This is a genomic window from Pseudomonas sp. MTM4, from assembly GCF_019355055.1.
In the GTDB taxonomy this organism is placed as follows: Bacteria; Pseudomonadota; Gammaproteobacteria; order Pseudomonadales; family Pseudomonadaceae; genus Stutzerimonas.
This window is the reverse complement of sequence record NZ_CP048411.1, coordinates 3236945-3254963: the sequence shown is the minus strand read 5'-3', so window position 1 is coordinate 3254963 and position 18019 is coordinate 3236945. Positions and strand designations below refer to the sequence as shown.

Genomic DNA, 18019 nt, shown 5'->3' with positions numbered 1-18019 from the left:
TTAACATAGCCGTTCTTACAAATAGAGCCGCTCATGTCCGCCCACGCCAACCGCTACCGCGTCGTCCTGATCGTGCTGCTGATCCTCGCCGGCCTGCTGCTGAGCATGTACGGGGCCGGGCGGCTCGCCGAACAGCGCGCCTGGGCCGAGCGCAGCCAAGAAGCCCGTGAGCAGCTGGAACTCTACGCCCAGACGATCCACACGCAGGTCGAGCGCTTCCGCTCGGTGCCAGCTCTACTGGCGCTGGACAGCGACATCCGCAGCCTGCTGGCCAATCCCGATGACCGGCAACTGCGCGCCCGCCTCAATCGCCGCCTGGAGCAGCAGAACCAGGCCGCCGGCTCGTCGGTGCTGTACCTGATCGACCGTCATGGCGACACCCTGGCCGCCAGCAACTGGCGCGAATGGAGCAGCTTCGTCGGCTACAACTACGGCTTTCGCCCTTACTTTCGCGATGCGCTGACCCAGGACAGTGGCCGCTATTTCGCAGTGGGCGTGACCACCGGAGTTCCTGGTTATTTTCTCTCCAGCTCTGTAAAGAACGCCGCCGGCGAGGTGCTCGGCGTACTGGTGGTCAAGCTGGAGCTGGAAGACATGCAGCGCGAATGGGCCGGCCAGTCCGGCATTCTGCTGATCACCGACTCGCTCGATATCGTCATCCTAAGCAATCGACCGGCCTGGCGCTTCCGCTACCTGCAACCGCTCAGCGACGAGATACGCGACCGCCTGGTCGCCGCCCGCCGCTACGCCGAACAGAATCTGCAGCCGCTGCACAGCAGACGCCTGCAACGCATCGACGAAAACAGCGAGCGCCGCCAAGTCGAAGGACCGGACGGCCGCCACACCTATTTCTGGCAGCGCCTGCCGCTGCCCGAGGAAGACTGGACGCTGCACCTCCTACAAGAGCCGCAACTGGTGGCCGCCAGCATACGCAGCTATCGCCTGGCCGCGGCGGGCGTGTGGATGACGCTGGCCTTCCTGCTGCTTTACCTGGCCCAGCGGCGCAAAACCCGTCGGGTCGAGCAGCGCAGCCGCAACGAGCTGGAACGGCTGGTCGAAGCCCGCACCCGCGAGCTGCATACCGCGCAGGATGGTCTGGTGCACGCCGCGCGGATGGCCGCCCTGGGGCAGATGTCCGCCGCCCTCGCCCACGAGATCAACCAGCCGCTGACCGCCCTGCGTATGCAGCTGGCCAGCCAGCGCCTGCTGCTCGACAGCGGCCGCAGCGAGGCAGTGCGCGAAGGTCTGGGTCAGGTCGAGGGCCTGATCGAACGCATGGCGGCACTGACCAGCCACCTGAAGACCTTTGCCCGTAAGAATCCCGCCGGGCTGCCGCAGCGCGTACGTTTGGACGAGGTGCTGGAACAGGCGCTACAGCTACTCGGTCCGCGTATCCGCGGCGAAGACGTCGAAGTCGTGCGTCAGGTATCCGCCGATGCCTGGGTCAATGCCGATGCGATCCGCCTGGAGCAAGTCTTGATCAACCTGCTGAACAATGCGCTGGATGCCATGCAGGACAGCGCCGTCCGGCAGTTGCGCATCGACTGCCGCCGCGATGCGAACCATTGGCGACTGAGCGTCGCCGACAGCGGTGGCGGCATCGCCCGCGAACATCTGGATCAGGTATTCGAGCCCTTCTTCACCACCAAGCCGGTCGGCCAGGGCCTCGGGCTGGGACTGGCGGTTTCCTACGGTATCGTGCGCGATCTGGGCGGTAATCTCGACGTGAGCAACGATGCGCAGGGTGCAGTATTCGAGATTCGGCTGCCGGCAGCCGACGAGCACCTCACCGAGTAGACTGGCACCGGCAAAGGAGCGAAACATGAGCGGTCAGGTCATCTTCATCGACGACGAAGCGGCGATCCGCCAAGCGGTCCAGCAATGGCTGGAACTGTCCGGCTTCAGCGTGCGCACCTGCGCCAGCGCGCACGAGGCGCTGGGCCTGATTGACCGTGACTTTCCGGGCGTACTGATCAGCGACGTACGCATGCCGGACCTGGACGGCCTCGGCCTGCTGGAGAAGCTGGTTGCGCTGGATCCCGAACTGCCAATCATCATGGTCACCGGCCATGGCGACGTGCCGATGGCGGTGCAGGCGCTGCGCCAGGGCGCCTATGACTTCATCGAAAAGCCCTTCACCCCCGAACGCCTGCTCGACAGCGTGCGCCGCGCCCAGGACAAGCGCCGACTGGTCTGCGAAAACCGCCAGCTGCGTGAGCAGTTCGCCCGCAAGGGCCGTATCGAATCGATGCTGCTGGGGGTTTCGCGCGCCGTGGACAACCTGCGCCGGCAGGTGCTGGAACTGGCCGGCACGGACGTCAACGTGCTGATTCGCGGCGACACCGGCAGCGGCAAGGAACAGGTGGCGCGCTGCCTGCACGATTTCAGCCCGCGCGCACGCCATCCATTCGTGGCGCTGAACTGCGCGGCCATCCCCGAAAGCATCTTCGAGAGCGAGCTGTTCGGCCATGAAAGCGGCGCCTTCACTGGCGCCCAGGGCAAGCGCATCGGTCGCATCGAGCATGCCCACGGCGGCACCCTGTTCCTCGACGAAATCGAAAGCATGCCGCTGGCCCAGCAGGTCAAGCTGTTGCGCGTGCTGCAGGAAAGAACCCTGGAACGGCTGGGCTCCAACCGCAGCATCGAAGTCGACCTGCGAGTGATCAGCGCGGCCAAGCCGGACCTGCTCGAAGAAGTGCGCGGCGGACGTTTCCGCGAAGACTTGCTGTATCGCCTGAACGTTGCCGAGCTGCATATCCCGCCGCTGCGCGAGCGTCGTGAAGACATCCCGCTGCTGTTCGACCACTTCGTCAGCCAGGCCGCCCAGCGCCACGGCCGCGAGCCCCTGCCGGTCGGCCCCGCCGAACTGGCGCAGCTGCTGAGCCACGACTGGCCAGGCAACGTCCGCGAACTGATCAACGCCGCCGAACGCCACGCCCTCGGGCTGAACCCGCCGCCGCCCAACGCCCCGAGCGACAACACCGGCAGATCGCTGGCCGAGCAGATGGAAGCCTTCGAGGCGCAATGCCTGCACAACGCTCTGCAGCAGTGCAAAGGTAACATCGCCGAAGTCATGGCCCAATTGCAGCTGCCCCGCCGCACCCTCAACGAGAAGATGCAGCGCCACGGTTTGAGTCGTGGTGACTATCTACCAGCGGGCAGCACCGATAGCTGATTCTGTTCAGGCGAACCCTCCATGCTCCGGGTGGGGGGCATTACTGCGACGCTCCGCGTCGATGGACGCAGAACGTCCAACACATCGGTCACAAATTGTGAGCGTAGAAAAGACCATCAATGAGCTGGTGGGTGGGCCGAGCGGCGTTGCGCTTCAGCCCGTAGGGTGGGCTTCAGCCCACCAGAGCTCGGCGCCGGCTGCACAGGCCAGACGAGGCGTTTATGAAGGCGATGCCAGAGCAAATGGTGGGCTGAAGCCCACCCTACAAGCTGGAGGGGTGAGCCGGGCGGCGCTCCCTCAATCGAGCCCGTCCAGCTCGTCCAATCGTTGCTGCAGAAAACGCCGCTCCGGCTCCAGCTGCGCCAATGCCAGTGCGCTGCGGTAGGCGGTTCGTGCTTCGTCCAGGCGGCCGAGGCGGCGGCAGAAATCGGCACGGGCCGAATGCCGCAGGTGATAGTCGCGCAGCAGTCCGCAGGCCGATAGATCGTCGATCAGCGCCAGCCCTGCTTCCGGCCCGTCGCGCATGGCAACCGCCACCGCGCGGTTCAGCTCGATCACCGGAGACGGGCTGACCCGCAGCAATACGTCATAGAGCCCGACGATCTGCGTCCAATCGGTCAGCGCGGCACTGGGCGCCTCGGCATGCACGGCGACGATCGCGGCCTGCAAGGTGTAAGGACCGAAACGTCGCGAAGCCAGGGCCCGTTGCACCAGCGCAGAGCCTTCTTCGATCTGCGCCCGGTCCCACAGGCTGCGATCCTGCTCGTCGAGGCGCACCAGTTCGCCCGCGCCATCGGTACGCGCGACGCGGCGCGAGTCGTGCAGCAACATCAGCGCCAGCAGCCCCATCAGTTCCGGGTCTGGCAGCAATTCGAGCAGCAGCCGGCCCAGCCGGATCGCTTCGGCGCTCAGATCGGTGCGGGTCAGTTCGGTGCCGCTGGAGGCCGAATAGCCCTCGTTGAACACCAGATAGATCACCCGCAGCACGTTATCCAGACGTGCCGGCAGCTCCTCGCGCGAAGGCACACGGTAGGGAATCGCGGCATCGCGGATCTTCTGCTTGGCGCGCACGATGCGCTGGGCGATGGTGCTGGGCGAGGCGAGAAAGGCGCGGGCGATTTCCTCGGTCTTCAGGTCGCAGACTTCACGCAGGGTCAGCGCCACTTGCGCGTCGGCCGGCAGCGCCGGGTGGCAGCAGGTAAAGACCAGCCGCAGGCGATCGTCTTCCAGCATGTCGCGGTCCCAGTCCGGCTCCTCGGCGCTGTCCAGCTGATCGGCCAGCAGATTCAGCGAGGCGTTGAAGCGTGCCCGCCGACGCAGGCCGTCGATGGCCTTGAAACGCCCGGCCGAGACCAGCCAGGCGCGCGGGTTGTCCGGCATTCCGTCGCGCGGCCACTGCTGCACCCCGGCGAAGAAGGCGTCCTGCAGTGCCTCTTCGGCCAGCTCGAAGTCGCCCAGCAGACGGATAAGGGTCGCCAGCACCCGCCGCGACTCGTTGCGGTAGAGGGTGTCGATCTCCGCCCGCGTCGGCCCACTGGTTAGGTCGGACGAGGGCGGCCTGCCCCGTTCATGCATCGATCAGCGATCGGGCAGCTGGCGCAACGGGCGAACCTCGATGCTGCCCAATTGCGCCGGCGGGATCTTCGCAGCCAGGCGCAGCGCCTCGTCCAGGTCCTGGGCTTCCAGCAGGTAGAAACCCGCCAGCTGCTCGCGGGTTTCAGCGAACGGGCCGTCAACCACGGACACCGCGCCCTCGCGCACGCGCACCGTCTTGGCGGTACGCACCGATTGCAGCGGCTCGCCAGCGATGAAGTGCCCGCTCTCCTGCAGACGTTCACCGTTAGCGATGCATTGCTCGACCAACGCGGCCCACTGCTCGTCGGTCATCGAGTCGACGCGCTGTTCGTCGTAGTAGACCAGGCACAGGTATTTCATTTCAGTCTCCGGTGGTGCCCCGCCGGCTGCCGCTATGGCAGCCGCGAGACGGTACGAGTATGGCGGTTCAGCCGACGGCTCCCGCTTGGGGCTCGGGCTCGATGCCGAAATCGATCTGCCCACTGGCCATGTCGAACGGCATCGAGAAGTGCTCGTGGACGACCTTCCAGTCGTTGCCCTGGCGACGCCAGCAGCGGCTGCCGCGCATCCAACCGGTCTGCATTTCGCCTTTTTCGTTGGTACCGCCGCAATGGTTCAGGAAATGACTATAGGCCAGGTCTCCGCTGGCGTGGATGCCCAGCTCGCTGATCTCGAAAAAGCCTTCGCCCTGACAGAATTCGAAGCAGTTCTGCCAGTGCTGGCGGTACGCCTCGGCGCCCTTGAATTGCAGCGGGCCCACCGCATCGAAGGCCAGCACGTCGGTGGCGTACTGGGCCATGATGCGGTCAAGATCCTTGGCGCAGACCGCACGCTCCCACTCGTTGGTGAGTTCGCGGATACGGGCTTCGCCGGTCTGGTTTTCAGTTGAGTTGTTCATGCGAGTTGCCTCTTGGTTGATGGCTGACGGTCGTTGCGGCACGGGTCAGGGTGGCGCCCTTGGGTGCAGGGCGCGGACCTCGACGCAGCCCAGCCGCCCCGGGGGAATGCGCGATGCCAGCCGGATCACGTCGTTGAGGTCGCTTGCCTCGAACAGATAGAACGCCGCGGGCTGCTCACGGCTGTCGACCACGGGCCCGTCGCGCAAGCAGAGGGTGTCGCCCTGCAGACGCACAGTCGTGGTGCTGAGGACTGGTTGCAGCGCTTCGCCAATGATCAGCTGGCCGCTGCGCTGAAGCCGTTCGCGATAGTCGCGGCATTCGGCATCCATCGCCGCCTGCGCGCCAGGCGACAGGCTGGCCAAAACCTGCTCGTCCAGATACACCAGGCACAGATAACGCATTGCGGCGCCCCCGAGATGGTTGCTGTTACCTGATAGTCGAGGTGGAAAGGGAAAAATCGACAGCGCCGACAAATCTTTTTCGCCTGCGGTGCTCGAAGTCAGTCCGGGACTAAACAAACTCAGCGAGACAGGAGCGAGGCATGGCCGGTCCACTGCGCGGTCTATTTAATCACTACCGTCTCCTCGGCCTCGCCGTGGCTCTTCTGGCATTCAGCACTTCGGGAGTGGCGGCACCCATGTATCAATTACTGATCGGCAGCTACACCAGCGAGGGCGGCAGCGAAGGGATCTACCGCATGCAATTCGATGCCGAGCGCGGCTATATCGAGCCCCAGCCTTTGCAGGTGGTGCGCACCCACAACCCGTCCTGGCTGACGCTGGACCTGAATCGCAACCGGCTGTACGCGGCGAACGAGAACGGACCGGGCCATCCGGACCCGGTAGGCCGGGTGAGCGCGTTCACCATGGCGCCGGCCAGCGGGCAACTGTCGCCGCTGGCCCAGCAGATCACCCTCGGCGATGAGCCCACGCACCTGAGCCAGAGTCGTGACGGGCGCTATCTGTTCGTGTCCAACTATGGCTCGGCGCCCAACCCCGGCGGTAGCCTGGCGGTAATTCCCACGGCAGAGGATGGCACCCTGTTGCCCGTGACCCAGCTCGCCACGCACAAGGCCAGCGAGAAACATCCTCAGCGCCAGAAGTCGGCGCACGTGCACTCGGCGGTGATGTCGCCGAACGGCAAACGGTTGTTCGTCAGCGACCTAGGCGCCGACAAAATCTTTGTCTACGAATACAACCCGGCCAACTCCGAACGCCCGCTGTCGCCCGCCGAGCCGCCCTTCATCGGCCTGCCCGACGGCAGCGGCCCACGTCACTTGGTATTCAGCCCGGACGGCAGCCAGGCCTACGCGACCCTGGAGCTGAGCGCGCAGGTCGCGCGTTTCGATCATGTCGACGGCAGCCTTATACAACGCCAGCTGGTCGATCTGGCCGAGAACGGCAAGGTCGACGCGCATTCGCCAGGCGCCATTCATCCCTCGCGGGATGGCCGCTTTCTCTACGTCAGCGACCGCGCCGAGGCGAACCGCATCTTGGTATATGCCATCGAGGAAACCGGCAGCCTGCGCGAAATCCAGCAGCGCGCTAGCGAGGGGCGGGAGCCACGCGAATTCGCCATCGACCCGAGCGGTCGCTTCATGCTCATCGCCAATCAGAAGAGCGATCAGCTGGTGGTGCTGCAACGCGACCCCGACAGCGGGCTGCTCGGTGACACACTGCAGATATTGCCGATGAGTCGACCATCGGATGTGAAATTCATCGACCGTACCGGCCTTTGAGCGCCGCAGCCGGATGATCAGGACAGCAGGCTGACCACCGCGAAGCGGCTGATGGTGGCCTGGGCCACCACCGTCTGAGTAACAGCGGCGTAGCTGGAGGGGCTACGCTGCATCAGATTGAACACCGAACGCGAGAAGTCCATCGCCCATTGCTTCTCGTCGGCATGCGCCTGGCGCGCCAGGAACTCGCGGATCTCCTGCTGGCGATTACTAAGCTGCTCACGCAGTGCGGTTACCTTATCGAGCCCGGCGACCACCGAGTCGAGCAGGCGCCGCAGCTCGCGGAAGGAATCGAGCTGCAGCTCCTCAGGGAAACTCAGCAGCTGCTCCTCCTGATGCTGTACGCGGACGTACTTGCCCTTGTCGAACAGCTTGCCCTCGCCCTGCACCGCCAGCTGGTCTTTCAGCTTCTGCCAGTCCCCTTCGCGAGCGGAGAATTTCAGCTCGCCATTCTGATCCAGCTCGGCGCGGATACCGGCCTGGCCCAGACTCCCATTGAAACGTCGCAGGATCTGCTCGTCGCTCATCTCGTCATCGAGCACCACCGCTACCGGCTCGGCCAGCTGGCGACCGCCGCTGAACAGCAGCGTTTCGCGCCCCGACTGGCGAATATTCTCCAGCGACTCCAACCCCTGCAGGCTGAAGCGGCTGCGTACCGGCTCGGTCAGGCGCAGCTTGAAGTTGGCGTCCAGCGAGTTGGCAGAGCGCTTGCTGCGCTCCTTGAGCAGAGCGTTGACCTCCTGCACCGCCTGCTGAATGGATTCTTCGCCGTTGGGCGGCGGCGAGCTGATCTGGCGGCTGAGAGTCAGTTTGAGTTGTGACAGATGGGTCTGCAGGTCGCCGAGGTAGCTGTCGGCCGACTGCATCGAGGATAGCTGCTGGTTGAGCTGCAGGCTGAAGCTGGTGCTCTTGCTTGTCGTCGGTTCCGAGTGCGACGTTTCACTCGGTGTCCCGACACGCAGCGGCGCGGGTGCATTGCGCAGCAAGGCCTCACGGCGCTCCTGCGGATTTATGACGGCGACACCCGGTAGCTGTCTACCAATCTTCATTCACGGCTACCTCGTCAGAGCATGCCGAAGAGCGACAGCCCGTTGATCTTCAAATAGGTCTTCTGCGTCGCCTGCAGCGACAGCTGATAGTTGTTCAGGTCGATGCTGGCCGCAGCGTAGTCGAGCTGGGACAGCTCGCCTTCGATCTTCTGGTTCACCAGCGACACGTCTTCGTTACTGCTCGATAACAACGTCAGGGTGTTCTGCCGGCCGCCCAGTTCGGTAACCGCGCCGAGCAATTGACTATGAGTGGCGTCCAGGCTGGCCAGGGTCTCGCTGATCTGCGCGCTGGAATCGACTGTCGGGTCGGCGAGACTCTTCACCAGTGCATGCAATTGATTGAGCATGTCGGCATCGGCACCGAAAACTTGCGCGGCGGTAACATTTTCCTCGACCAGCACGCCGTTGGCGACAGCCGCCTGGCGGTATTGATCGTTGCCGGTCAGGCTGTAGGTCTCGGTCGCCTCATCGAAGGTGATCGCCGCACGGTCGCTCAGCGTGCCGGAAAAAAGATAGCGGCCTTCCTCGTCGCGCACGTTGGCGAAACTGAGAATGGTCTTTTCCAGGCTCTCCAGCTCGTTGGCGATGGCCACCAAATCCTCGCTGGTATTGCTGCCGTTGGCCGCCCACAACAGCATGTCGCGCACGTTGAGCATGGTGTCCGAAGCGGCCTTGAGGTTGGCCTCCTGCTTGGACAGGTTGCCCGAGACGTTTGCGATGTTGGTGCGGTACTGCGTCAGTGTGGCTTCCTCACGCTGGATACGCAGCACGCGCACCGCAGAAATCGGATCGTCCGACGGCATCAACATACGCTCGCCGGTCGCCATCTGCTGCATCAGCTTGCCGAGCTTCTCGGAGCTGGTATTCATCGAGCCATGCATCATGGCGGTGATCTGGGCGTTGGAGATGCGCATGTATTTTTACTCGTCAGTCGAATCGGCTTGCGCCGGCTCAGAACATCGCCAGTACGGCGTTGAACAGCTCGTTGGAGGTGCTGATGACCTTCATGTTGGCCTGGTAGGCCTGCTCGTAGGCCATCAGGTTGACGGCTTCCTCGTCCAGGTTCACGGCGCTTACGCTGTCGCGCTGGGCTTGCGCCTGCTCGGCGACAGTGGTCGCGGCGCTGCGGTCCGCCTGATTCTGTCGGCTGGCGCTGGCGACGCGTCCGACCAGACCGGCGTAGGCGTCGTTGAGCGGCACGGTGTTGCCGGCGACAGTGATGCCTTGCGACTTCAAGTCGAGCAGCGCGAGCAGGTTCTTGTTGTTACCCACTTCGCCCGGTATCGAGGAAAACGCTAACTCGGTCGCCCCCAGTGGATTGACCGCGAGCATGCCGCTGGTGCTGCCAGGGTTGTGGACGAACAGCGGCTGGCCGGGATTGCCGTCGAGGTCGAAGCCGCCTGCGAGCGTGTCGTTGACCATCGTCGCCAGCGCCGACGCCATGTCGTGCAGATCCTGCTGGGCCGGACGCAACGCGCCGTATTCCATGTCATGGAGGCTGCCCAGAGAGCCGCCGAGTCCCTGCTGATCGAGTGGAAAGGTGGTCTTGGCGAAGACCAGCGACATTTCCTGCTCACCAGCGATGTTTTCGCTGATTTTCAGCTGCCCTGCCGTGATCCCGGCCACCAGCGGCTGACCATTGGCTAGAGACACATCGAGGGTGCCGTCCGAGGATTCCTGGACGCGGATGCCAGCGTATTGGCTCAGATCCTTGACCAGATTCTCGCGGTAGTCACGCAGGGTCGCGGTGTCGCGCCCGGTCGATTCCATCTCGCGAATCTGAGCATTCAGTTCGGCGATGTTGCCGGACAGTCCGTTGATCTCGCTGACCATAGCCCCACGCTGACCCTGCAGCGCGTTGAGCTGGGTGCCGATGTTGCTGTTGAGCCCGTTGAAACGCTGCGCCAATTGCTTGGACTCGCCGATGATCTGCTGGCGCAGCGCGATGGATTCGGGGGTCGAGCTGGCTTCGCTGAGCGCAGCGAAAAAGTTATCCAGGCCGACGCTGACGCTGGAGCCTTCACTATCGATCAAACCCTCCAGCGCTGTCAGGTACTGCTGATTGGTACTGAAGTACTGCTTGTCGGTCGTCGCGCGCCACAGCTGCTGGTTCTGGAAGTCGTTGGACAACCGGCGAATGCTGCTGACCTGAACGCCGCCGCCAATGCTGACCGAGGTCTGCCCGCCAAGCGAATGCAGCTCCGGCGTCAGACGGCTGAAACCGGGAGTGTTGACGTTGGCGATGTTCTGCCCGGTCGCCGTCAGGGCGATCTGCGTGGCGCGAACGCCGCTGTAGCCAATTTGACCAAGAATACTCACGACACGATTTCCTTCGACTCGATCCGGATCGACTGAGCGAACGCCACGGAAAGGTGGCTGCCGCCGACGACACTACGCTGCTGACTGGAAAGAGCGACCGCATCGGCCGCGGAATTAAGCGCCGGCTGCAGCGGGTGGGCGGCCGGCTGGATCTGCGCGCGCGGCTCGACCGGACTCGGCACCTCCGCACGCAGATCGTTGAGGATGTTGCGGGTGTAATTCCGAGTTTCCGCGTATGGAATCTTCTGCACCCAGGCAGTCATGCCGATCTCGCCCTTGCGCGGGTCGCCATGGCTCTTCAGCCACTCGTCCACCTTGCCAGGGCCGGCGTTGTAGGCGGCCAGCGCCAGCGCCTGATGGCCATCGTAACGGTCGAGCATCTTGCTCAGATAGGCGCTGCCCAGGCGCTTGTTGTATTCGGCATCGGTGGTCAGCCGCGCTTCGCTGAACGGCAGGCCGAGCTCGGCCGCCATATCGCGTGCGGTACCTGGCATCAGCTGCATCAGGCCGCGCGCGCCCTTGGACGAGACCGCCGCGATGTTGCCGCTCGATTCATGCTTGATGACACTGTCGACCAGCGACTTGAAGCCTGCCTTGCCGCTTTCCCAGGCACTATCAAGCGCCTCGACGCCGCGCTGCCAGGTGCCACGCAGTGCGTGCAGACCGCCCGCCTGCAGGCCGCTACCGGCGTGGCCAGCCAGGGCAGTCGGCGCGGGCGCCGTGCCGGGTGCATCGCCGCTCAACTGCTGCACCAGCATATCGGCAATCCCCGTCTGCCGCTTGCCGGCCAGTGTGTCGGCCAGCACCTCGTCGTAGAAGTCGCGCATGGTGTCCAGCTCGCGGCTGCGCATGGGGTTGCCCGCGCCGAGCACGTCGCCGGCCTTGCGCATCTGCTTGAGGATCTGCTGCAGGAACATCGCTTCGAACTGCTCGGCAACGACTTCCAGTTGCTGACGCCGCGCCGCGTTCGGGCCGTCGGCGCGCTGGCGCAGGGTATTGAGGTGCTGTGGGAGGGAAACGATGCTCATGGTCGCCTTGGAACCTGTTCAAATCTGCTGCGCGTCGGGCCTGTCCGGTCAAGGACAAGCGCTTACATCACGATCAGTTCCGCATTCAATGCGCCGGCGCGTTCCAGCGACTGCAGGATGCTCATCACGTCGTCCGGCGTGGCGCCGAGACTGTTGATGGTGTTGATGATGCTTTCCAGGCTGGCGCCTTCCGGCCACTTGAACATGGCCTTGCGGTCCTGCTCGATGGCGACATCGGACTGCGGCGTGACCACGGTTTCGCCGCCGGCAAACGCATTCGGCTGGCTGACCTGAGGGCGCTCGCTGATGGTCACCGTCAGGCTGCCGTGGGCGACAGCCGCGGCTTTCACCCGCACGCCCTGGCCGACAACCACGGTCCCGGTGCGGCTGTTGAACACCACCTTCGGCCGGGTCCGTCCCTCTTCCACTTCCAGCCGTTCGAGCATGGCCATGAAGCTCATGCGCTGGGTGCTGGTGACCGGCGCACGGATCGAAATCTTGGTGGCATTGAGGGCCGTGGCGGTGCCCTTGCCAAAGTAGGCGTCGACCGCATCGACCACGCGAGTGACGGTCTGGAAGCTCGGCTGACGTACGTTAAGCATCACGTCCGGGCGCTCGGTGAAGTCGCTGGGAATCATCCGCTCGACCGTCGCGCCGTTGGGAATCAGCCCGCTGTTGGAGGTATTGATCGCGACCTTGGAGCCGCTGGCGCCCTCGGCGTTCACGCCACCGACGATCACCGCGCCCTGGGCAAGTGCATAGATCTCGCCATCGACACCCTGCAGCGGGGTCATCAGCAACTGGCCGCCGCGCAGACTCTTGGCGTCGCCCAACGAAGAGACGGTGACATCCACGGTCTGGCCGGCGCTGTAGGACGGCGGCACGGTAGCGGTAATGGTCACCGCAGCGACGTTCTTCAGCTTCGGGTCGACATTCGGCGGCAGGTTCACGCCGAATTGCTTGATCATGTTCGTCACCGACTGGCTGGTGAACTTGACCTGGTTCTTGTCGCCGGTGCCATCGAGCCCGACCACCAGACCGTAGCCGATCAGCTGGTTGCCGCGGATGCCCTCGACATCCACCAGATCCATCAGCGGCACGGCTTGCGCGGGAAATTGCCAGCACAGCGCGACGGCGGCGAAAAACAGCTTCAGGGATCGCTTCGGGCTAGTCATATCAGGGGCTATCACTTAAAGAGGGAACAGCGGCGACGTGAAGAAACGCGTCAACCAGCCGGCCGAGTTGCTGTCGTTCAGCACGCCGCGCCCGGCATAGGAAATCTTCGCGTTGGCCACGCTTTGGGACGACACCTGGTTGTAGCGGTTGATGTCATCGACACGAACCAGCCCGGCGAGACGAATGAATTCGTCACCCTGGTTCAACCGCAGGGTCTTCTCACCCTTGATCAGCAGCGTGCCGTTGGGCAGCACGCGATGGACGGTCACGGCGATGGCGCCGCGCAGGGTGTTCTGCTGCGAACTTTTCGCCGAGCCGTCGAACTCGCGCTCGGCACCGGCCGATGTTTCAACGTCGGGATAGGTCTTGCCAAGAATCGTCGGAATGCCGATACCGACGCTCGATTCCTTGCCGAAGCTGGTGCCGGCGCTCTTGCTCGACTGGGTGGACTCGTCGAGCACCACGGTGAGAATGTCGCCGACGCGCACCGCGCGGTTGTCGCTGATCAACGAGCCTCTGTAGCCGGAACGGAACAGTCCCCCGCCAGTGGTCGGCGGCAGGCTGTAGTCCAGTTCCAGCGGTTCGAACTCGGTCGATGGCTCTTCCGGCAGCATCTCGTTGAAGCTGGCGCAGCCGCCAAGAAGGGTCAGCGCGACGAGCAGAGCGGGGGTACGCATCATCGGTCTCAGACGGTCTGGTTGAGGAACTGCTGCATGCCGCTGGCGGCATCGAGCACCTTGGCGTTGGCTTCGTAAGCGCGCTGGATGGCGATCATCGCCACCATGGCCTCGACCACCTGCACGTTGGAGCCTTCCAGCACGCCCTGCTTGAGCTGGCCGAGACCCTCTTCGCCCGGCACGCCCTCGACAGGCTCGCCGCTGGCGACGGTTTCGCGATAGAGATTGCCGCCCAGGGCTTCAAGGCCGGCCGGATTCGTGAAGTTGACCAGCGTGATCTGGCCCAGCTCAGACGGCAGCGTGTCGCCAGGCAGCACGGCGGTGACGATGCCATCGGCACCGACCGTGAAGCCCGTTGCGCCTTGCGGTACTTCGATGGCTGGCGCTAGCGGCAGTCCTTGGGCGTTAACCATCATGCCTTCGGCGTTGAGCTGGAACTGGCCGTTCTCGGTGTAGAGAAGGTCGCCGTTGGGCGCCTCGACCTGGAAGAAGCCACGCCCGACGATCGCCAGGTCCATCGGCTGGCCGGTGGTCTGGATGCTGCCTTCGGTGAACACCTTCTGGGTACCGGCAACGCGCACGCCGCTGCCCAGCTGGATGCCGGACGGCACCGTGTTGATCTCGTCGGCCTGGGCGCCCGGCTGCTTCTCGATGCTGTAGAACAGATCCTCGAAGACCGCGCGGTCGCTCTTGAAGCCGTTGGTGTTGACGTTGGCCAGGTTGTTGGCGACGGTGGACATGGCCTTGTCCTGGGCGGCCAGGCCGGTCTTGCTGACCCAAAGTGCGGAATTCATGCGTTATCTCCCGATCAGCTGCCGCGGATCATTCGGTTGCCGGCGTCGGAGAGGTCCTCGGCGGCTTTCATCATCTTCACCTGGGTTTCGAACAGGCGGTTGAGGCTCATGGTCGAGGCCAGCTCATCGATGGCCGATACGTTGCTCGACTCGAGGAATCCGCTGGCCAGGCGCACGTCTTCACTGGGCGCGGCGGGCTCGCCATTGCGCGTCACCAGCAGGCCAGCCTCGTTCTTCATCAGGTCTGCAGCCGCTACGTCGACCAGACGGATACGGTCGACCTCGGCCATCATCCAGTCGCCCGGCGCCATGACGGAGACGGTACCGTCATTGCCGATTTCCACGCGGTCATGTTCGGGCAGCTCGATCGGCCCGCCCTCGCCCATCACGGCACGACCGTTGAGGGTCAGTCGACCCTCGGCATCGATCTGCATGCTGCCCTGGCGGGTATAGGCCTCGCCTTCGCCGTCTTGCAGGACGATCAGGCCGGTGCCCTTGACCGCAAAGTCCAGCTCGCGACCGGTCGCAATCATCGGGCCGGCTGCCAGACTGACGCCGTTGTTCTCAACCACCGCCATGTGTCGGCTGTCGTAGCCGTAGCCTTCCACCGCCACGGCCTGGGCGCGCTCAAGGTCGGCGCGAAAGCCCGGCGTGTTGACGTTGGCGAGGTTGTTGGAGCGCACCTGCAGCGACATCATCGTGCGGCTGGCGGCGGTCATCGCCGTGTATCCCAAACGATCCATGAATCAGCCTCAGATGGCGTTGAACAGCGTCTGGGTGAGTTCCTTGTTGGTGGAAATCACCTGAGTGTTGGCTTGATAGTTGCGCTGGCCTTCCATCAAACCCACCAGCTGCTGGGTGAGGTCGACGTTGGAGCTTTCCAGCGCGCCAGACGCCAGGCTGCCGTACTGGCCGACACCCGGCGCGCCGAGCATGGCCGCGCCGGAGGCAGCGGTTTCGGTCCAGGCGGTGCCGCTGATGTTCTTCAGGCCTTCGGCGTTGACGAAGCTGGCCAGCACCACCTGGCCCTGCAGCATGCGCTCGCCGTTGGAGTAGCTGGCGTAGACCTTGCCGTCCTTCTCGACGCTCATGCCGGTCTGCTCGCCTGCGGCATAGCCGGTGGCGCGGTTGCTGGTGACGCTGAATTCGGAGCCGTACTGGCTGGTACCGCTGTAGTCGAGCTGGACGTTCAGCGGATCGACGCCGCCGCCCGGCGTGGCGGTCAGCGCGACCGTGCCGATCGGCGCGGTGAGCGTACCGGCACCGTCGAATGTCAGCGCCCGAGGCGCGCCCGGCAGCGCCGCGCCATCGACGTAATAATGAGCGTTCCAGCTGTTATCGGCGGTCTTGGCGAAGTACTGGGTCAGGGTGTGTTCCTTGCCCTGGGAATCGAACAGCTTGGTGGTGTAGGTGGAGTTGTAGCTGTCAGCGACCAGCGGATCGAAGGCCACAGCCGGCACTTCCTGGTTCGCATCGAGGTTGGCGACGAAGCTCAACGCATCGGTGGCCTTGGCTGGTATTCCGCCGGAGCGCAGCTGAAGATCGCCAACGGTCCCGGTCTGCAGATTACCGGTGGCATCGGCCGGATAGCCCTGCAAACGCTGGCCGAGACTATTGGTCAGGTAGCTATCCTTGTCGGTGCCGAACACGCCGGCGCGGGTGTAGGCCACATCGCCATTGCTGGCGCGGGTGACGAAGAAGCCGCCACCGGAAATCGCCAGATCGAGGCTGCGATTGGTGGTAGTCAGCGCGCCGCCTTGGCTGATGCTCTGAGTGGTGCCGGTAACCTCGACGCCCATCGCCTGGCTTTCGGCATAGAGGCTGCCGAAATCGGTACGCGAGGACTTGAAGCCCACGGTGCCGGAGTTGGCGATGTTGTTGCCGATGGTGTTGAGTTGTTCGTTGACGGCAGACAAGCCGGTCAGGGCGATATTGAAGCTCATGGGCTGATCTCGATGCGATAGATGGAATGAAGACTGGCGAGCAACAAGGCTCAGCCGCCGAGCAGCCCGGCATCGGCCTGGGCGAATTCGAGGATGTTGTAGAAGGGCACCGAACCGACACCCTGAACCTGAAGCACCGGACCCTCGGCGCTGACGCGCACGTTGGAGACCTGGCCGGCGACTTCCACCTGCGGAAACTCGCCGTTTTCCGACTCGATGCTGACGCTGTACCGGCCGTCACGCAGGCCGTGCTTGGCCGGATCGATCACGAAGGGCACCTTACCGGGGGACTGCGCGCCAAGCTCGATACGGGTCTGGGTGCCGTTGGAGTCGGTCAGCAACAACGCAGCGCGGTTCGAGGCATGGCTCAGGTCGAACTGGCCGTTGACGGCCTGCCCGCTCAGGTCCAGCGTTTCGACCGCGACGCTCACCTGCTGGCCAACCAGACCGGCGGCGGTGAGGGTCTGCAGGTTGTCGGTCAGCACCAGGTTGTTTTGCATCAGGCTGGACATGTTTTCCATGCTCTTGACCTGTGACATCGCCGAGTACTGGTTGAGGAACTCAGTGCTGTCCACCGGCTTGGTCGGGTCCTGGTTCTTGATCTGCGCGACCATCAAGCTGATGAAGTTGTTCTCCATCGTTGCGGCATCGCTGATGTTCACCGCACGCTTGACCTGATCGATCGAATTGCTCGCCAGGCTGCCGTCCAGTGCGGAATTAACCGTCGCCATCAGGATTCTCCCAACCGCAGCAGGCTCTGCTGCATGCTTTTCACGCGATTGAGCACCTCGACGCCGGTCTCGAAGCTACGGGTGGCCGACATCATGTCGGTCATCTCTTCGATCTCATTGATGTCGGGGTAGTAGACGTAGCCTTCGCCATCGGCCAGGGGATTACCCGGCTCGTAGCGGCGCTTGGGCTCGGCGCCGGAGGTGACCACATCGAGCACCTGCACATGGGCGCCGCCGAGGCCGACGCCACGGGTCAGCGAGTTGTTCTCGTACACCGCCGCGAACATCGGCTTGCGCGCCTGATAGACGTCGGCGGCGTTGTTGGCCGCCGAGTCAGTGTTGGCCAGGTTGCTGGCCACGGTGTTGAGGCGCACGGTCTGGGCGTTCATGGCCGAGCCGGCGATGCGGTAGATGGAATCGAATGACATGACTTCAACGTCCCTCGATGGCCTGCTTCAAACCACGAAATTTCATCGTGACGAAGGTCAGGCTGGTCTGGAAATCCATGGAGTTGCGCGAGAACTGCGCCTGTTCGGTAGACAGTTCGACTGTGTTGCCATCCTGCGAGGCCTGGCTCGGCACGCGGAACAGCAGACGCGGATCGGTGCCGGCAATGCTCACGCGCGGCGAGGTGCCGCTGTCCAGCCGCTGCATTTCCTTGCTGAAGTCGATGTCCCGCGCCTGAAAACCGGGCGTGTCTTCGTTGGCCAGGTTCGCCGCGAGAATCTCGCTGCGCTGCATGCGCAAACCCAGGGCGCGTTCGTGAACGCCCAGAGCGTCGTCAATCCGTATACTCATTTCGATACCCTTGCAGCCTGAGTAGGCTGAATCCAGCCCACCGCTTTTGCATGTGAATAGCAGAAAGCGTGCCGAAGCCGTATCTACAAGGTAATCCTTTGATTTACATAGAAAACT

General features: G+C 63.9%; 19 protein-coding genes. 3 read left to right on the top strand and 16 right to left on the bottom strand.

Annotated elements, in window-relative coordinates:
• The first annotated feature begins 33 nt into the window (after positions 1–33).
• Positions 34–1797 carry an ATP-binding protein gene (locus GYM54_RS15095; protein WP_131649370.1) on the top strand — a complete coding sequence of 588 codons (1764 nt, stop codon included), beginning with the start codon at positions 34–36 and terminating at the stop codon, positions 1795–1797.
• Between the two features lie 25 nt (positions 1798–1822).
• Positions 1823–3175, top strand: a complete 1353-nt coding sequence (locus tag GYM54_RS15090) for a sigma-54 dependent transcriptional regulator (protein WP_197444840.1) — start codon at positions 1823–1825, stop codon at positions 3173–3175.
• Between the two features lie 297 nt (positions 3176–3472).
• Here the strand turns inward: GYM54_RS15090 and GYM54_RS15085 are convergent, their stop codons facing one another.
• The 4 genes from GYM54_RS15085 to GYM54_RS15070 form a co-directional block, all read right to left on the bottom strand.
• Complete coding sequence (locus GYM54_RS15085; protein ID WP_197444839.1) at positions 3473–4750, bottom strand: RNA polymerase sigma factor; 1278 nt, start codon at positions 4748–4750, stop codon at positions 3473–3475.
• Positions 4751–4753: 3 nt separating this feature from the next.
• Positions 4754–5110: a YciI family protein gene (locus GYM54_RS15080; protein WP_131649367.1), complete on the bottom strand. Its 357-nt coding sequence runs from the start codon at positions 5108–5110 to the stop codon at positions 4754–4756.
• 67 nt (positions 5111–5177) lie between these two features.
• Positions 5178–5648 carry a nuclear transport factor 2 family protein gene (locus tag GYM54_RS15075; protein ID WP_197444838.1) on the bottom strand — a complete coding sequence of 157 codons (471 nt, stop codon included), beginning with the start codon at positions 5646–5648 and terminating at the stop codon, positions 5178–5180.
• Between the two features lie 45 nt (positions 5649–5693).
• Positions 5694–6050 (bottom strand): YciI family protein, encoded by a 357-nt coding sequence (locus tag GYM54_RS15070; protein ID WP_181099343.1) that lies wholly within the window; start codon positions 6048–6050, stop codon positions 5694–5696.
• Positions 6051–6190: 140 nt separating this feature from the next.
• Here GYM54_RS15070 and GYM54_RS15065 point away from each other — a divergent pair, with 140 nt between their 5' ends.
• Positions 6191–7387 (top strand): lactonase family protein, encoded by a 1197-nt coding sequence (locus GYM54_RS15065; protein ID WP_181099341.1) that lies wholly within the window; start codon positions 6191–6193, stop codon positions 7385–7387.
• A gap of 17 nt (positions 7388–7404) precedes the next feature.
• Here the strand turns inward: GYM54_RS15065 and GYM54_RS15060 are convergent, their stop codons facing one another.
• The 12 genes from GYM54_RS15060 to flgB all read right to left on the bottom strand — a co-directional run bounded on the left by GYM54_RS15060 (position 7405) and on the right by flgB (position 17902).
• Positions 7405–8436: a hypothetical protein gene (locus GYM54_RS15060; protein ID WP_181099339.1), complete on the bottom strand. Its 1032-nt coding sequence runs from the start codon at positions 8434–8436 to the stop codon at positions 7405–7407.
• 14 nt (positions 8437–8450) lie between these two features.
• Complete coding sequence (flgL, locus tag GYM54_RS15055; RefSeq protein ID WP_181099337.1) at positions 8451–9350, bottom strand: flagellar hook-associated protein FlgL; 900 nt, start codon at positions 9348–9350, stop codon at positions 8451–8453.
• Between the two features lie 37 nt (positions 9351–9387).
• Positions 9388–10755, bottom strand: coding sequence for a flagellar hook-associated protein FlgK (flgK, locus tag GYM54_RS15050; RefSeq protein WP_181099335.1), 1368 nt, complete (start codon positions 10753–10755; stop codon positions 9388–9390).
• Positions 10752–11783 carry a transglycosylase SLT domain-containing protein gene (locus GYM54_RS15045; RefSeq protein ID WP_197444837.1) on the bottom strand — a complete coding sequence of 344 codons (1032 nt, stop codon included), beginning with the start codon at positions 11781–11783 and terminating at the stop codon, positions 10752–10754. Before GYM54_RS15045 ends, flgK begins: the two co-directional genes overlap by 4 nt.
• A 62-nt stretch (positions 11784–11845) precedes the next feature.
• The gene (locus GYM54_RS15040) at positions 11846–12958 is read right to left on the bottom strand and encodes a flagellar basal body P-ring protein FlgI (RefSeq protein ID WP_131649359.1); all 1113 of its coding nucleotides are present in this window, start codon (positions 12956–12958) and stop codon (positions 11846–11848) included.
• Positions 12959–12973: 15 nt separating this feature from the next.
• A complete protein-coding gene (gene flgH / locus GYM54_RS15035) occupies positions 12974–13636 on the bottom strand; it encodes a flagellar basal body L-ring protein FlgH (protein ID WP_371924049.1) in 663 nt (220 codons plus the stop codon).
• An 8-nt stretch (positions 13637–13644) separates the two neighbouring features.
• Positions 13645–14430 carry a flagellar basal-body rod protein FlgG gene (gene flgG / locus GYM54_RS15030; protein ID WP_181099333.1) on the bottom strand — a complete coding sequence of 262 codons (786 nt, stop codon included), beginning with the start codon at positions 14428–14430 and terminating at the stop codon, positions 13645–13647.
• A 14-nt stretch (positions 14431–14444) separates the two neighbouring features.
• Positions 14445–15173, bottom strand: a complete 729-nt coding sequence (gene flgF / locus GYM54_RS15025) for a flagellar basal-body rod protein FlgF (RefSeq protein WP_131649356.1) — start codon at positions 15171–15173, stop codon at positions 14445–14447.
• Between the two features lie 9 nt (positions 15174–15182).
• Positions 15183–16373 carry a flagellar hook protein FlgE gene (gene flgE, locus GYM54_RS15020; protein ID WP_197444836.1) on the bottom strand — a complete coding sequence of 397 codons (1191 nt, stop codon included), beginning with the start codon at positions 16371–16373 and terminating at the stop codon, positions 15183–15185.
• Positions 16374–16423: 50 nt separating this feature from the next.
• Positions 16424–17104, bottom strand: a complete 681-nt coding sequence (locus tag GYM54_RS15015; RefSeq protein WP_181099331.1) for a flagellar hook capping FlgD N-terminal domain-containing protein — start codon at positions 17102–17104, stop codon at positions 16424–16426.
• The gene (flgC, locus tag GYM54_RS15010) at positions 17104–17532 is read right to left on the bottom strand and encodes a flagellar basal body rod protein FlgC (RefSeq protein WP_019340573.1); all 429 of its coding nucleotides are present in this window, start codon (positions 17530–17532) and stop codon (positions 17104–17106) included. The genes GYM54_RS15015 and flgC overlap by 1 nt, the downstream gene beginning before the upstream one ends.
• A 4-nt stretch (positions 17533–17536) precedes the next feature.
• Positions 17537–17902: a flagellar basal body rod protein FlgB gene (flgB, locus tag GYM54_RS15005; protein ID WP_181099330.1), complete on the bottom strand. Its 366-nt coding sequence runs from the start codon at positions 17900–17902 to the stop codon at positions 17537–17539.
• Positions 17903–18019 lie beyond the last annotated feature (117 nt).